This is a genomic window from Streptomyces sp. ITFR-16, assembly GCF_031844705.1.
Classification (GTDB): domain Bacteria; phylum Actinomycetota; class Actinomycetes; order Streptomycetales; family Streptomycetaceae; genus Streptomyces.
This window is the reverse complement of record NZ_CP134609.1, coordinates 1691001-1706531: the sequence shown is the minus strand read 5'-3', so window position 1 is coordinate 1706531 and position 15531 is coordinate 1691001. Positions and strand designations below refer to the sequence as shown.

11 protein-coding genes are annotated in these 15531 nt (G+C 69.8%); 6 read left to right on the top strand and 5 right to left on the bottom strand.

What is annotated here, in order from left to right:
* Positions 1-21: 21 nt before the first annotated feature.
* The gene (locus RLT58_RS07530) at positions 22-1080 is read right to left on the bottom strand and encodes a hypothetical protein (RefSeq protein WP_311309617.1); all 1059 of its coding nucleotides are present in this window, start codon (positions 1078-1080) and stop codon (positions 22-24) included.
* A 158-nt stretch (positions 1081-1238) separates the two neighbouring features.
* Between RLT58_RS07530 and RLT58_RS07525 the strand changes: the two genes are divergently transcribed.
* From RLT58_RS07525 to RLT58_RS07515, 3 genes are all read left to right on the top strand, one after another.
* Entirely contained in the window at positions 1239-1895 is a 657-nt protein-coding gene (locus RLT58_RS07525) for a hypothetical protein (RefSeq protein WP_311309616.1), read from the top strand.
* A complete protein-coding gene (locus RLT58_RS07520; RefSeq protein WP_311309615.1) occupies positions 1862-2653 on the top strand; it encodes a HEPN domain-containing protein in 792 nt (263 codons plus the stop codon). Before RLT58_RS07525 ends, RLT58_RS07520 begins: the two co-directional genes overlap by 34 nt.
* Positions 2654-2993: 340 nt before the next feature.
* Positions 2994-3791 carry an 8-oxoguanine DNA glycosylase OGG fold protein gene (locus RLT58_RS07515; RefSeq protein ID WP_311309614.1) on the top strand — a complete coding sequence of 266 codons (798 nt, stop codon included), beginning with the start codon at positions 2994-2996 and terminating at the stop codon, positions 3789-3791.
* A gap of 625 nt (positions 3792-4416) precedes the next feature.
* Here the strand turns inward: RLT58_RS07515 and RLT58_RS07510 are convergent.
* Entirely contained in the window at positions 4417-5946 is a 1530-nt protein-coding gene (locus tag RLT58_RS07510) for a type II toxin-antitoxin system RelB family anti-toxin (RefSeq protein ID WP_311309613.1), read from the bottom strand.
* A gap of 226 nt (positions 5947-6172) precedes the next feature.
* On the opposite strand from RLT58_RS07510, the gene RLT58_RS07505 reads away from it, so the two are divergent.
* From RLT58_RS07505 to acnA, 3 genes are all read left to right on the top strand, one after another.
* Complete coding sequence (locus tag RLT58_RS07505) at positions 6173-6823, top strand: MOSC domain-containing protein (RefSeq protein ID WP_311309612.1); 651 nt, start codon at positions 6173-6175, stop codon at positions 6821-6823.
* A gap of 204 nt (positions 6824-7027) precedes the next feature.
* Positions 7028-8275: an MFS transporter gene (locus RLT58_RS07500; RefSeq protein WP_311309611.1), complete on the top strand. Its 1248-nt coding sequence runs from the start codon at positions 7028-7030 to the stop codon at positions 8273-8275.
* Positions 8276-8460: 185 nt separating this feature from the next.
* On the top strand, positions 8461-11175 hold the full coding sequence (acnA, locus tag RLT58_RS07495; RefSeq protein WP_311309610.1) for an aconitate hydratase AcnA: 2715 nt from the start codon (positions 8461-8463) through the stop codon (positions 11173-11175).
* A gap of 97 nt (positions 11176-11272) precedes the next feature.
* On the opposite strand, the gene RLT58_RS07490 is transcribed toward acnA, so the two are convergent.
* The 3 genes from RLT58_RS07490 to RLT58_RS07480 all read right to left on the bottom strand — a co-directional run bounded on the left by RLT58_RS07490 (position 11273) and on the right by RLT58_RS07480 (position 15287).
* Positions 11273-12181 (bottom strand): FG-GAP repeat domain-containing protein, encoded by a 909-nt coding sequence (locus RLT58_RS07490; RefSeq protein WP_311309609.1) that lies wholly within the window; start codon positions 12179-12181, stop codon positions 11273-11275.
* A gap of 137 nt (positions 12182-12318) precedes the next feature.
* The gene (locus tag RLT58_RS07485) at positions 12319-13170 is read right to left on the bottom strand and encodes an FG-GAP repeat domain-containing protein (protein WP_311309608.1); all 852 of its coding nucleotides are present in this window, start codon (positions 13168-13170) and stop codon (positions 12319-12321) included.
* 173 nt (positions 13171-13343) lie between these two features.
* A complete protein-coding gene (locus tag RLT58_RS07480; protein ID WP_311309607.1) occupies positions 13344-15287 on the bottom strand; it encodes an FUSC family protein in 1944 nt (647 codons plus the stop codon).
* Between the last annotated feature and the right edge of the window lie 244 nt (positions 15288-15531).

Sequence of the window (15531 nt, the reverse complement as noted above, 5' to 3'; positions counted from 1 at the left end):
GCACTCCCGGGCCGGAATTGCCTACGGGGCCCCGGCCCGGGACAAGGAACTCGCCTCATAGCGCAGCTGGTAGGCGCGTACGCCGGTGCCGTTCATGCGGTAGAGGGTGATCGCCGACAGGAACTGCTTTTTGACCTCCGCGGTGCGGTAGCGCTCCTTCTCTCCGATGCCGCTGATCCACTCCTCGATGTGCTCTGGGAGCTTGAAGGCGAGTTCGTAGGCGCCGACCGCGTCTGCGGGTGAGAGCGTCCATTCCGCCGCGGCTCCTACGCCCCGTCGTCTGATCCGCACTGCATGGTCGGGCTTCGCCTCGGCGTACTCCAGGAACCCTCGGTGATCATCGGCGGCGAGCGGCAGGATGAATGGCGCAGCCGGGAAACCGAGGAGTAGCTCCGCGTCGCTGTGCTGCCGCAGCACTGTGGCGAAGTCCTCAATCACGGTGCCAGCGGTCTGTTTGAACTTCCCCTCGGGGATGTGGACAGGTGGCAGCTCCAGCCGGGATGTCCCCAGCGCCTTGCGCAGCTCCGATCGCATCCAATTCAGCGGGAAGGGGGCGGACTTCGACAGATGCTGCTGCGCCGTGCACAGGCTCGTTGCCGTGGCTCCGATGTGGCCAAGCAGCCAGGCGAAGGAGGCACCCGACAGATCCACGAGAGAGATCTGGTGGGCGAGCGCGTACTTCTGGGCGTCGGCCGTGAACCCGCTCGCGGAAAACAAGGCATACGAGTACTTGTATCGCTGCCGGGGCCGCGTCCCGGCCCCCGTCATGAAGTTCTCGTTCACGTCGTGCACAACACCGTGGGCGTTCCGGACAACCTCCAGCTCGCAGCGTGTCTGGTAGTACTTGGCTTCCAGAAACAGCCGCACCGGCATGGAGAACGCCGGGGTGAAGGCGAACTCCCCGAGAACGTCGACCTGGTGGAGCGCGCCCCGCCCTCGGACCCGTAGAGTCTGGCCCTCCGTCACCAACTCCACCGGATCTTGATCTTCGTGGACGAGAAGCCGGTAGCCGCTGAAGCGCAGCAGCCAGGCCAGCGACTCTTCCAGTAAGTAGCCCCTCAGTGAGGAGTCCTTGAGCATTGTTGCCGCCCCCATCTATGAGCTGGTCACACAGCCGAAGGCGATCATCTCACCGACCAATGCACTGGCTCCTCAACGATCAACTCAGAGCCCTGTGATCCACTCGGTCGCTCTCGCACCGCCGCAGCCCTACCCAGCAAATCGATACGCTTGGGTGTATGGACTCTGATGAACTGCCGCCCTTCGCAGCTGAGTTGATGGCTTGGTTCGCCGACGTACGCGCGCCCGGGTCGGCTGGATCGTACGTGGGGGATTGGCGGCCGCTGAGTGCTCTTGCCAGCTGGTCACGGGTCACCGCCAGTGTCGTTGCGCTTGCACCTGAGGAACGGCGTCCCGATCTCTATTCCAAGGATCATCGTCTTCGTAACGAGATGCTGCTGGGGCTGAGTGGGTTGGGGCTCATCGCCGATGCCGTCGCGCGCGGCCAGGACGTCGATCTGGACCGGGCGGTGGCGGAGTTCGGTTGGTTCTGTCGTGCCTCGCTGCCTTCCTCGGAGGACTGGCTGCTTCTCGACGGGGAGATCCCAGCTGGCACGCGGATTGAGATCGGCGAGTATGTGCTGGAAGCGCTTTCGGATGAGGAGACGAAGCAGCTGCTGCCGCCCATGTACGCCGTGATGCCGTCAGCTCCGGCCAGCTGGCAGAACGTGTCCGTCCTCAAGGGCGCTCCGTTCCTTCGGCGGGTGGTCCCGGATCGGCCCCTGCGCAGCGGTCACACCGGTTTCCACTTCTGGAGATGCCGTCATGTCCCGAACTCCACCACTGGCGTCCGCTACTGCCCATGCTGCTGTGGAGCGATGATGTCATCAGAATGAATGCCTGGTTCATCGTCGAGCCGGGACGGTGCGCGGATCTGTACGCCGGCTCTGTGCCGGTGGTCCCGGACATCTATGCCACCGGCGACGGCCAGGAGATCGAGTACGAACGGCGAGAGACGGGGCTGTGGCGGCTGACGGGTCGGGGCATTTCCCGGCTCGGCGCTTTCTGCGCGGCCGTCGACGGCTTGATCGGCGCGGTGCTCGAGGGCGCCAACGAGAAGAACAAGAAGGCCAAGACTCGGGCACGGCGCCTGCAGCGCGCCGCCGAGCACCTCCTGCGGGCCGCCCACCGCACCTACGGCAATGATTTCGTGTGGGAGGAGGACGCAGACGAGGTCACGCTGCACTACGTGATCGCCATGGAGGCGCTTCTGGCGGACGAAGGGCAAACCGATCTCAGCCGCAAGGTGAAGCAGCGGGCCGCGGCTTTGTGGATGACCGATGCGCTGCGCCTTGAGGTCGCCGAGGTGGTTGGCAGGGCGTACGCGCGCCGCTCCAAGTACGCCCACGGAGACGACACGCGTGACATCGATGCGAAGGAGCTGGAGATGCTGCGCCGCGTCGCGCACGGCGTCATGCTGCGTTGGCTGGTCACCACAGTGCCGACCGGGCTGGATCTGCCGCTGGAGTTGGACAAGACCTTGCTGTCAGACACCGCCCGCGCTGCCGTGGTGATGGAGCCGTTGCGCGCGTTCTTCGACGCGGCTTCTCCTGCCCTGCTGCCCTCGGACGCACAGCGGCTTCGAGCCACGTAGGGGCAGTCAGTGTGCCCCTACGGTTACGGCCTCGCGGCAGTCTGCTTGGCCTGCTTGCCGGCGCGGACCAGTGCGATGGCACGCGCCCGGAACTCTTGAGGATAGGGGCGAGGCATGACTGCCAGCCTTCCGCGAAGGGCTTTCAGGTAGCCACCAGAACTGGAACCCGAGACATGGGGCAGGTCAAACCTGTCACCCAACCTTGCAGCAGACCCGACCCTGGTGACCGCAGTAGCGGGAAGCGGTGCAAAGCCAGCAGTCGAGGGTCGGCGTGGCGCCTCAGTCACCGCTACATGCCACTATGACGCGTCACATGAGGAGATGGGGGGCGACGATAGTCATGAGGTACGGCCAGAGGCAGGCGGACAAGCTCGATGAGACGATGCTCGAACTGCTGCTGCCGATAAACGCGGTGGAGTCACTGGGGCAGTGGCTAGCCGACCCGGAGCGCGGCCAGCGGTACGCGAACGGAAGTGGCCCTCACACCATCCCGTACGCGCCATCCACCTGGATGGCCGTAACACCCTGGCCCACCGCCTTCGCCGACCGGGCGGCGGCCGATTCGGCCTCGGTGAGCCGAGCCGAAGTCGTGGCCGCGGTCCGGGCCGCGGAGCAGTCCGAGAGCTGGGCAGAGGCGTTCGTGGCCACGCAGGTGTGGGGCTACGGTGTTACGGGCTACGGCCCGTACCGCACTCGTCAGGTGCTCGCCCAGCCCAGCGCTGAGGCCGTCCTCACCGAGGCGGTGTCCCTGCTCGTCGACGAGGGCGCGGTCGCAGCCTACGAGGTGCTACACACTCTCGATGGCCTCGGGCCGGCGTTCCTCACCAAATTCCTTTACTTCGCGGGCCAGGCGCTGCCAGACGTGAAGGGCCCACGTCCCCTGATCCTCGACAGCGTGCTCGCCGGGATCCTGCGCAGGCACGCCACGAAGGTTGGACGTGCGGTTGGCTATGAGTGGTCCGAGGCGATCGCCAAGTGGATCTGGCGCGACAGCGGCTGGAGCTCCCACCGTTACGACGTCTACCTCCGGTGGATGTACGCCGCCAACGAGCGACTCGCGGCCGCGTCGATCGACTGGCCCGCAGCCCCAGACGTGCTCGAGCTGGCCCTCTTCAGCGCCGTTTGGGACCTGGAATAGCCGTATCGCCGGTGTTCACCTTCTGAGGCCCGCTTGGTTCAGGTGCTTGCCCATGGCCGCAGCCAAGTCCCGAGGCCTCGAACGTCAGCAGACGATGACCGTCCACCTTGGAGATGGTCCCGCCAGGTGGTGTAGGGGATCAATCGCCGGAACCCGCAGATCGGGGCCGTGGCTATGTCGGGGTAGGCGTCCGGCCCGCCTCAGCAGGACGCCTGGCGGGCTGCCGCGCGGGGACGGCTGCACCGACGTCCGGCCGAGCCGCACGGATCGCCGCGACCAACGGGTCCAGGTGCGGATTGAACATGGGCCGATACTTGGTGGGCGGCGACTGCATCAACACGAACCGCACTTGCCGGTCACCGACGGGGACGTGGGACGCCGCCGTCACCGCCGCTCCTCGGACGTTGCTAGGCCACTTCGACGACAACTCTCCGTAAAGGCTGACGGGTACTCAGACATATCTGACGCACCGTCAACCATTCAAGATCATCTTGCACGTGCGTTGCACAAGGCGCTGAAAAACAACAGTGATCAATGGAGGGTTGTGAAGGTGAGTACTCGCAGGTCAGCTGGCATGTTGAGGTGTCGTGCCCCTTGCCTCCAAGGGGCACGACATTGCGCCGGATCAGATGTCCCGGAAGATCTCGATCTGCGCGCCCACCGAGTTCAGCCGCTCCGCCAGTTCCTCGTAACCCCGGTTGATGACGTAGACGTTGCGCAGGACCGAAGTCCCCTCCGCCGCCATCATCGCGAGCAGGACGACCACCGCCGGGCGCAGGGCCGGCGGGCACATCATCTCGGCCGCGCGCCAGCGGGTGGGGCCCTCGACCAGGACGCGGTGCGGGTCCAGGAGCTGGAGGCGGCCGCCGAGGCGGTTGAGGTCGGTGAGGTAGATGGCGCGGTTGTCGTAGACCCAGTCGTGGATCAGGGTCTGGCCGTGGGCCGAGGCGGCGATGGCCGCGAAGAACGGCACGTTGTCGATGTTGAGGCCGGGGAACGGCATCGGGTGGATCTTGTCGATCGGCGCCTCCAGCTTGGAGGGACGGACCGTCAGGTCGACCAGGCGGGTACGGCCGTTGTCCGCCGCGTACTCCGCCGTGCGGGCGCAGTCGACGCCCATCTCCTCCAGGACCGCGAGCTCGATCTCCAGGAACTCGATCGGCACCCGGCGGATCGTCAGCTCCGACTCCGTGACGACGGCGGCCGCGAGCAGGCTCATCGCCTCGACCGGGTCCTCGGAGGGGGAGTAGTCGACGTCCACGTCGATGGTGGCCACCCCGTGCACCGTCAGCGTCGTCGTGCCGACGCCGTCCACCCGTACACCCAGCGCCTCCAGGAAGAAGCAGAGGTCCTGGACCATGTAGTTGGACGAGGCGTTGCGGATGACCGTGACGCCGTCGTGCCGGGCTGCGGCCAGCAGGGCGTTCTCGGTCACCGTGTCGCCGCGCTCGGTCAGCACGATGGGGCGGCCGGGCGTGACCGAGTGGTCGACCTGGGCGTGGTAGATGCCCTCGGTCGCGGCGATCTCCAGGCCGAAGCGGCGCAGCGCGATCATGTGCGGCTCGATCGTGCGGGTGCCGAGGTCGCAGCCGCCCGCGTACGGGAGCTTGAAGTGGTCCATGCGGTGCAGCAGCGGGCCGAGGAACATGATGATCGACCGGGTGCGGCGGGCGGCGTCCGCGTCGATCGCGTCCATGTCGAGCCGGGCCGGCGGGACGATCTCCAGGTCGGTGCCGTCGTTGATCCAGCGGGCGCGCACGCCGATGGAGTTCAGCACCTCCAGGAGGCGGTAGACCTCCTCGATGCGGGCGACCCGGCGCAGCACCGTGCGCCCCTTGTTGAGGAGCGAGGCGCAGAGCAGGGCCACACAGGCGTTCTTGCTGGTCTTGACGTCGATGGCGCCGGAGAGCCGGCGGCCGCCGACCACGCGCAGATGCATGGGACCGGCGTAGCCGAGCGACACGATTTCGCTGTCGAGTGCTTCACCGATGCGCGCGATCATCTCAAGGCTGATGTTTTGGTTGCCGCGCTCGATGCGGTTCACGGCGCTCTGGCTGGTGGCGAGCGCCTCGGCGAGCTGGCTCTGTGTCCAACCCCGGTGCTGACGGGCGTCACGGATGAGCTTGCCGATACGTACGAGGTAGTCATCTGACATGCCGAAAGGCTATCTCAGATATGAGATGACACTCGCGTGGGGGTGCGCTGTTCGGGTGAGAGGCATGTGGGGGAGCCGGGCACCGTTCGGTCACGTCCGCACCAAGCGTCGCGTCTTTGTGCGGGTTCGGCACGCGGTGTGCGTCCGAGGGTGCCGGCCCCGCGCCGAGAAGCCCCGCGCCGAAAAGGTGTGGTGTGCGCGGGCGGCGGCTCGTAGGGTCCGCGGCATGAAGGTGCTCTCGGTCAACATCGGCCGCCCCCGGCCCAACCCGTGGAAGGGGCTGGAGGCGACCGGCATCGACAAGCGGCCCGTGGCCGGTCCGGTCGCGGTGACCGCCCCCGGGCCCAAGGGCACCGGTGCGGTCGGTCTCGCCGGCGACCGCGTCCACGACGTGAAGCACCACGGCGGAGCCGACCAGGCCGTGTACGCCTACGCCCGGGAGGACCTCGACGGGTGGCAGGGCGAGTTCGGCAGGCCGCTCACCGACGGGGTGTTCGGCGAGAACCTCACCACCCTCGGCCTCGACGTCAACGGCGCCCTGATCGGTGAACGGTGGCGCATCGGACCCGATGTCGTACTGGAGGTGTCGTGCGCGCGGATCCCGTGTGCGACGTTCCAGGGCTGGCTGGAGCGCGACGGCTGGATCAAGCGGTTCACACGGGCCGCACGCCCGGGCGCCTATCTGCGGGTGATCGAGCCCGGCGACATCCGGACCGGCGACCCGGTCGAGATCGTGCACCGCCCCGCGCACGACATCACGGTCGCGCTCGAATTCCGGGCGATGACCCTGCACCCGGAGCTGCTGCCCCGGCTGCTGGTCGCCGACGCGCTGCCGGAGGAGAGCAAGGAGCTGATCCGCCGCCGGACTCCGGGGTAGGCGCGTGACGTATCGTACGAGGAACTGACCGCACAACAGACTGTGCGGACAAGGGACTTCTGCCCGGTGACGGAGTCGGCGTGGGGTGCGTGTCCCCGCTCCACGCCACCACTGGACGGTTCCGGGCTGTGATCACGGGTCGATGAAACCGGACGCCGACGACCCCGGGTGATCCGCCCCGCCGGGCAGCGAAGAGGACACTCCGTGCCATCGGCGCCCTACCGCGAACTGCTGCGCACCCCCGGGGCCGCGGCCTTCTTCCTGACCGCCTGCACCGGCCGCCTCGGCATCGCCATGACCGGCCTCGGCGTCGTCTGGCTGGTGCACGGCCGCACCGGCTCGTACGCCTCGGCCGGTCTGGTGACCGGCGCCTTCGCCGTGGCCGAGGCCCTGGCCGGGCCGCAACTGGCCCGGCTGATGGACCGCTTCGGCCAGACCCGGGTGCTGCCGCCCCTCCTGCTCGCGCACGCCGGGGCCGTCGCCGCGCTGCTGGCGGCCGTCGCCGGGGGCGGCCCGGGCGCGCTGATGGCGGCGGGCGGGGCGCTGGCCGGCGCCACCGTCCCCCAGCTGGGCGCGCTGTCGGCGGCCCGCTGGGTCACGCTGCTGCGCGCGGAGCGGCCTGCCGAGCTGCCCGGTGCCTTCGCGCTGGAATCGCTCGGCAACGCCGTCGGCTTTCTGGCCGGCCCCGCCCTGGTCAGCCTCCTCGGCGCGAGCGGTCACCCGGCGCTGGGCACGATCCTCGCGGCTGCGCTGGTGGTGGGCGGCGGCGGGGCCCTCGCCGCCCAGCGCGGCACCGCGCCCCCGCTGTCCGCCCCCGAGGCCACCGGGCGTTCCCGCACCGGCCGCTCGCTGCTGCGGCCGGGATTCGTGCGGGCGGCCGGACTCAACCTCGCCATCGGGGTGTACTTCGGCGCGATCCGGGTGTCGGTGACCGCCTTCGCGGTCGAGCACCACGCCGCCGCGGCGGCGGCACCCGTCTTCGTGGCGTCGAACTGCGGAGGCCTGCTGGCCGGCTGGCTATACGGGCTGCGCCGGTGGCGTACGGCCCCGGGGGTGCAGCTCGCCGCGGTCACGGCCTGGCTGGCGCTCGGCAGCCTGCTGCTGCTCACCGCCCGCTCGCCGCTGGCGCTGGGGGCCCTGATCGTGCTGTCCGGCGCCGCCGTGCCGCCCGTCCTGGTGCTGCTGTCGGTGCTGGCCGAGTCCGCCGTGCACCGGTCCGTCCTGACCCAGGCGTTCAGCTGGCTGAACTCCGCGAGCGCGGCCGGTTCGGCCGGCGCGGCGGCGGTGTCGGGCCGCGCGGTGGACGCCTTCGGCGCGCACGGCGGCCTCGCGATCGCGGCGGCGGCCACCGTCTCGATGGCCGTACTCGCCGCGGCCGGCCTGCGCACGGGGCGCGCACCCGGGCGTATTCCTCCCGCACGGGGGCGCCCGGACATGACCCGTCCGCAGTGATGTACTAGAGTTATCTCGACATCGAGATATATGCCGAAGGCGCACAGCGGGCCGCCGCACGGTAAGGGCTACCTAACTAAGCCTTACCTTAGCGGATGGTCGGGTGGTCCGAGGCGGCACCACGCGGCGCCCGCCGAAGTGAGGCGCGGCGCGGAGTTACGCGCACATTGATGAAGGAGACTGTCGTGTCGGCGAACAGCTTCGACGCCCGCAGCACGCTGCGCGTGGGCGACGAGTCGTACGAGATCTTCAAGCTGGACAAGGTCGAGGGCTCCGCGCGCCTCCCTTACAGCCTGAAGGTGCTGCTGGAGAACCTGCTCCGCACGGAGGACGGCGCGAACATCACCGCCGACCACATCCGGGCGCTCGGCGGCTGGGACTCCCAGGCCCAGCCCAGCCAGGAGATCCAGTTCACGCCGGCCCGCGTGATCATGCAGGACTTCACCGGTGTGCCCTGTGTCGTCGACCTCGCCACCATGCGTGAGGCCGTCAAGGAGCTCGGCGGCGACCCGGCGAAGATCAACCCGCTGGCCCCGGCCGAGCTGGTCATCGACCACTCCGTCATCGCCGACAAGTTCGGCACCAACGAGGCGTTCGCACAGAACGTCGAGCTGGAGTACGGCCGCAACAAGGAGCGCTACCAGTTCCTGCGCTGGGGCCAGACCGCCTTCGACGAGTTCAAGGTCGTCCCCCCGGGCACCGGCATCGTCCACCAGGTCAACATCGAGCACCTGGCCCGCACGGTCATGGTCCGGGGCGGCCAGGCGTACCCCGACACCCTCGTCGGCACCGACTCGCACACCACGATGGTCAACGGCCTCGGTGTGCTGGGCTGGGGCGTCGGCGGCATCGAGGCCGAGGCCGCGATGCTCGGCCAGCCGGTCTCCATGCTCATCCCGCGCGTCGTCGGCTTCAAGCTGACCGGCGAGCTGCCGGCCGGCACCACCGCCACCGACCTCGTGCTGACCATCACCGAGATGCTCCGCAAGCACGGCGTCGTCGGCAAGTTCGTCGAGTTCTACGGTGAGGGCGTCGCCGCCACCTCGCTCGCCAACCGCGCCACCATCGGCAACATGTCGCCGGAGTTCGGCTCCACCGCCGCGATCTTCCCGATCGACGACGAGACGCTGAAGTACCTGCGCCTGACCGGCCGTGACGAGCAGCAGGTCGCGCTCGTCGAGGCGTACGCCAAGGAGCAGGGCCTCTGGCTCGACCCGGCCGCCGAGCCGGACTTCTCCGAGAAGCTGGAGCTCGACCTCTCCTCGGTCGTCCCCTCCATCGCCGGCCCGAAGCGCCCGCAGGACCGTATCGTCCTCGCGAACGCCAAGGCGCAGTTCGCCCAGGACGTCCGCAACTACGTCTCGGACGACGAGGAGGCGGGCAAGGAGTCCTTCCCGGCCTCCGACTCGCCGGCCGCCGCCAACGGCGTCCCGTCGAACCCGGTCACCGTCACCGCCCCCGACGGCACGACGTACGAGCTGGACCACGGCGCCGTCACCGTCGCCGCGATCACCTCCTGCACCAACACCTCGAACCCGTACGTCATGGTCGCCGCGGCGCTCGTGGCGAAGAAGGCCGTCGAGAAGGGTCTGAGCCGCAAGCCCTGGGTCAAGACCACTCTCGCCCCGGGCTCGAAGGTCGTCACCGACTACTTCGACAAGGCGGGCCTGACCCCGTACCTCGACAAGGTCGGCTTCAACCTCGTCGGCTACGGCTGCACCACCTGCATCGGCAACTCCGGCCCGCTGCCGGAAGAGGTCTCCAAGGCGGTCAACGAGCACGACCTGGCTGTGACCTCGGTGCTCTCCGGCAACCGCAACTTCGAGGGCCGGATCAACCCCGACGTCAAGATGAACTACCTGGCGTCCCCGCCGCTGGTCGTCGCGTACGCCATCGCGGGCTCGATGAAGGTCGACATCACCAAGGACGCCCTGGGCACCGACCAGGACGGCAAGCCGGTCTACCTGACCGACATCTGGCCGACCGAGGCCGAGGTGAACGACGTCGTCGCCAACTCCATCGGCGAGGACATGTTCAACAAGTCCTACCAGGACGTCTTCGCGGGCGACGCCCAGTGGCAGGCGCTCTCGATCCCCACCGGCAACACCTTCGAGTGGGACTCCGAGTCCACCTACGTGCGCAAGCCCCCGTACTTCGAGGGCATGACGATGGAGACCACCCCGGTCTCCGACATCACCGGCGCCCGTGTGCTGGCCAAGCTGGGCGACTCGGTCACCACCGACCACATCTCCCCGGCCGGTGCGATCAAGGCCGACACCCCGGCCGGCAAGTACCTCACGGAGCACGGCATCGAGCGCCGTGACTTCAACTCCTACGGCTCGCGCCGAGGCAACCACGAGGTCATGATCCGCGGCACGTTCGCCAACATCCGCCTGCGCAACCAGATCGCGCCGGGCACCGAGGGCGGCTTCACCCGCGACTTCACCCAGGCCGACGGCCCGGTGTCCTTCATCTACGACGCCTCGCAGAACTACCAGGCCGCCGGCACCCCGCTGGTCATCCTGGCGGGCAAGGAGTACGGCTCCGGCTCGTCCCGCGACTGGGCGGCCAAGGGCACCGCGCTCCTCGGCGTCAAGGCCGTCATCGCCGAGTCCTACGAGCGCATCCACCGCTCGAACCTCATCGGCATGGGCGTCCTTCCGCTCCAGTTCCCGGAGGGCGCGACCGCCGAGTCCCTCGGCCTCACCGGCGAGGAGACCTTCTCCTTCACCGGCGTGACCGAGCTGAACGACGGCACGACCCCCCGCACGGTCAAGGTCACCACCGACACCGGCGTGGAGTTCGACGGCGTGGTCCGCATCGACACCCCCGGTGAGGCGGACTACTACCGCAACGGCGGCATCCTGCAGTACGTGCTCCGCAGCCTGATCCGCAAGTAGCCGGCAGCGGCAGTACGGCGAGAGGGCCGCATCCCCGGCGACGGGGATGCGGCCCTCTCATGTTCCGGAAGGAACTACACAGGCACGGCCGACCGGCTCAGAACAGGAACTTGTAGCTGTCCCAGCCGCTGGTGCCGATCCGGACCTTCGCCTTGTACGGGGTCGCGGCGTTGCCGGTGCCCTTGTACAGGTAGAGCTCGCCGCCCTTGCGGGCGATGAGGTCGGCCTTGCCGTCCAGGTCGACGTCGCCCGTGGAGACCAGCAGGTTGTACTGGTTCCAGCCGCTGCCGATCTTGGTGCGCTTGGCGAACGGCGCCTTCTGGTTGCCGGTGCCCTTGTAGAGCCACAGGACGCCGGACTTGTCGCGGGCGACGACGTCGTTCTTGCCGTCGCCGTTCAGGTCGCCGTTGCCGGCGATCTCGTTGTAGATGTCCCAGCCGTAGCCGACCTTGATGCGCTTGGTGACCTTGCCGTCGCCGTACCCGAGGTACACGTACAGGTCGCCGTTGGTGGCACGGGCGAGCATGTCGCCGGCGGCTGCGCCGCCGATCTGACCGGGAGAGATGATCTTGTTGTAGATGTTCCAGCCGGTGCCGATCCTGAACGACGACGAGTCGAACTTCAGGTAGCCCATGTCGCCGTTGGTCTCACGGAACCAGAGACCGTCGCTCTTGCCGTCGGCCTGGTGGCCGACCTGCATCATCGCGGAGACGCCGACCCAGCCCGAACCCGAGGATTCGCGGGCGGAGAGACCGCCCTTGCCGTTGGGTGCGTACGAGTAGGCGGTGCCCGCGGAGTTCACGCCGTACAGCGCGAACGACGGGGTCGCAGCCGCGGCGGCGACCGAGGTCGCCGCCGCCGGCTGGTCCGCCGGCGCGGCGAGCGAGGGCTGCGGGGCGTCGGCGGCCACGGCCGAGGTGCCCGTGGCGACGAGGGCGGCGGTGAGCGCCGCGGCTGCCGCGCGAGCGGCTGTGCGCGTGTAGTGCCGGCCAGTGGTTTTGGCCACAAGTACTCCATGGATCGTGAAGTGGGACGTGGCCCGCCGCACATGGCGGCGGGCCACCGATTCAGCTGAATCGTGTCACGATTTCCGGCGCAGAACCTTCACGTTTCGTCATGAGTGTGTAACCACCGGAGCAGGGCTCAGAAGAAGAGGCGGTAGGTGTTCCAGCCCGATGTTCCGATGAGCGCCTTGACCTTGTACGGGGCGGCGGCGTTGCCCGTTCCCCGGTACAGGTAGAGCTCGCCCTTGGCGTTCCGGGCGACCAGGTCGGCGGTGCCGTCGAGGTCGATGTCACCGGCCGCGAACAGGGTGTTGTACTGGTTCCAGCCGCTGCCGATCTTGGTGCGCTTGGCGAACGGCGCCTTCTGGTTGCCGGTGCCCTTGTAGAGCCACAGGACGCCGGACTTGTCGCGGGCGACCAGGTCGCTGTTGCCGTCGCCGCTCAGGTCGCCGTTGCCGGCGATCTGGGTGTAGATGTCCCAGCCGTAGCCGACCTTGATGCGCTTGGTGACCGTGCCGTCGCCGTAGCCCAGGTACAGGTACAGGTCGCCCTTGGTGTCACGGGCGAGCAGGTCGCCGCCCTCGGCGCCGCCGAACTGGCCGGGGGAGACCAGGGTGTTGTAGCTGCCCCAGCCGTAGCCGATCTTCTTCGCCGCGGAGTTGTCGTTGGCGTAGTAGTAGATGTCGCCCTTGGTGTCCAGCTGCCAGCGGCCGTCGGCGACGTTGTCCGCGTTGTGGTCCACCCGGCCGAGGAACTTGACGTCCTTCCAGCCGGTGTCGAGCGGGACGCGCTTCTCCAGGCTGCCGTCCCCGCTCGGGGTGTAGTAATACGAGGCGCCGGTGCTGTCGAGGCCGGCGAGACCGAACATGGGCGCGTCGCCCGGCTCTGCGGCGAAGGCGGATGCGCCGGTGCCGACCAGAGCCGCGGTTATCGCGGCGGCGGCGAGACGGGTGGCGGCCCGTCCGGACCGACGGCCAGAAATCTTGGCCACGTGTGTTCTCCATGGGTGGTGGGGCGAGGCGTGACGCGCCGCGTGATACGGGGACACGTCACGGAATTGAGGGTGATCCTTTCACGAGTCCCTCACGTGTCCAAGGGTTTGGCGAAATGACGCCACCATGACATCTTCGCCCCGGTTTGCGGGTGTTGCCGGGGCCGGGAAGGTCAGGAGAGCGGCGCGGAGACGGCCCTCGACGGCTCCGGAGCGTCCTGCGCGGTCAGCCGGTGGATGCCGTGCAGCTGGGTCATCACATCGCGCAGCGAACGGCAGTCGCGCGGCCCCGGCCCGGGCGCCGGCCGCACGGTCCGGTGCCCGTCCTCCAGGGCGTCCGCCAGCACGGACAGCGCCGTGGTCACCCGCTCCACCTCGGCCGGAGCGGGCCTCGGCACCCCGTGCCCGACCCGCAGCGCGCACGCGGTCGAGGCGTCCACGACCAGCTCGGCCGCCACCGTCACCGCCGACCAGTCCTGCCGCCGCCCGCCGAACGGCCCGACCAGCTCGGCGGCGGCGGTCTCGGCGGCAGCCCGCGCCTCGGCCAGCGCGCGGTAGGCGGCGCCGCGCAACGCCAGTGCCTCGGCGCGATGCGCGTCCCCGGCCGCGTCCGGCGCCTCCAGTACATGGCGCAGATACCGCTCCGTGGCGCGCAGCGTGACGGCGAACCGGTGGCCCACCCGCACCCGCGGATCGGCCAGCCGGGGCAGATGGCCGACCAGCAGCACGATGGCGCAGGCGAGGAAGGTCTCCAGCAGCCGGGACGCGGCCGCCTCGGTGTCGCCCGCGGTGTGCACGAACGACAGCACCAGCACGGTGATCACCGCCGTCTGGAAGGCGAAGTGGCGGGTGGAGAGGGGGACCAGGGCCCCGGCCACCACAACTGCGGTCACCACGAGCGGCGTTCCCGGCCCGCCCGGCAGGGCCGTGAGCGCGACGAAGACCAGCACCCCGGCCACCGTCCCGGCGAACCGGTTCACCACCCGTGAGAACAGCGGCCCCATGTCGGGCTTCACCAGAAACGCGGCGGTGGCCGGCAGCCAGTACCAGTGCCCCTCGTGCAGCAGCAGCGCGACGACCGCCGTGACGGAGACGCAGAGCGCCACGCGCAGCCCGTACTCCCGGCCCGCCGGGGTGAACAGCCCCGGGACGAACGGGCCCGGCCGGAGCCTGGAGGGGGAGCGGTCCGTCCCTCCCGCGGTCCTTCGGCCGTACGGAGCCCGCGCACCGGCCGTCGTCCGGTCGAAGGTCACCGCGGCAGCCAGCACCGCCCGGTCGAAGGCGAGCCGTTCGACCGTGTCCGGCCGGGGGCTCGGCAGCGCGCCCGCCGGGCCGCCGGTGCGGACTGCCCCGGCCAGCCGGCGGGGCCCCTCGGCCACCCCGGCCGGAACGGCCCGGCCCTCCCAGAGCAGCGCGATGCTCGCCTCGCACAGCGCGACCGCCGCGCCGAAGCGGGCGGCGAGCGCGTGGCCGAGGCCGCGGGACCGGCCGGGCCAGGGGAGCAGCCGCATCAGCCGCAGCGCCTCGTCCGCCTGCTGCTGCGCGGCGACCAGCCGGCGGCGCGCGGCCGGTGCGTCCGGGCCGCCGAGCGCACCCAGCGCGTCCGCGAGCGCATCGAACACCGCCGCCACGGCCTCGCGTTCGCCGCTCCACCGCGTCGCGCTCCGCGAGGGCGTGCGCAGCAGCAGCCGCAGCAGGACCAGCCAGCCTGCCCCGGCCAGGAAGCAGAGCGCCTTCAGCCAGGCCGGCCCCGCCAGGGGCATCCCGAGGCCGATGGTGGTGGTGACCAGCATCTGGAGGGCGGCCGCCGACCACACCGCGCCCCGTGTGCTCAGCGCGCCGGAGACCCAGCCCACGACGAAGAGGACGGGGATCGCCGCCCACCGTCCCGCCCCGTCCGCGACCAGGGCCCCGACGAGCAGTCCGAGCGATCCGGCCGCGGCGGGCAGCCCGATGTGGACGAGCCCCTTGCGCCGGGTCCCGGGCCGGTCGTTGACCCCGGCGAGCATCGCCCCGAGCGCGGCGAGCACGCCCGGTCCCGGACGCCCCGCCGCGATCCCGGCCGCGAGCAGGGGCCCCGCGCTCAGCGCCCCGCGCACCATGGCCGTCCGGGGCACGGGGGCCCTGCGCAGCCGCGTCACATGGGCGAGCCAGGCGGGCGCGCGGCCCCCCGTGCCCCTACCACGAAACCGTGCGCCGGCGGTTCGGTGTACCGGAACATGCACCGCTGTCCTCCTCGTGCACCGGCCGGACCGAGGGTCCGGAGGCGGGATGGAGCGGGCGACGCCGGCCGCGTACGACGAACGTAACAGGGTGATTTGTCGGGCGGGCTGCGGCGGTGTTTCCGGCATGTGATCACCG

What these genes read in the sequence shown, in the direction of transcription:
- RLT58_RS07530 (WP_311309617.1), bottom strand. Translation starts at nt 1,080, where the DNA reads ATGCTCAAGGACTCCTCACTGAGGGGCTACTTACTGGAAGAGTCGCTG.
- RLT58_RS07525 (WP_311309616.1), top strand. Translation starts at nt 1,239, where the DNA reads ATGGACTCTGATGAACTGCCGCCCTTCGCAGCTGAGTTGATGGCTTGG.
- RLT58_RS07520 (WP_311309615.1), top strand. Translation starts at nt 1,862, where the DNA reads ATGCTGCTGTGGAGCGATGATGTCATCAGAATGAATGCCTGGTTCATC.
- RLT58_RS07515 (WP_311309614.1), top strand. Translation starts at nt 2,994, where the DNA reads ATGAGGTACGGCCAGAGGCAGGCGGACAAGCTCGATGAGACGATGCTC.
- RLT58_RS07510 (WP_311309613.1), bottom strand. Translation starts at nt 5,946, where the DNA reads ATGTCAGATGACTACCTCGTACGTATCGGCAAGCTCATCCGTGACGCC.
- RLT58_RS07505 (WP_311309612.1), top strand. Translation starts at nt 6,173, where the DNA reads ATGAAGGTGCTCTCGGTCAACATCGGCCGCCCCCGGCCCAACCCGTGG.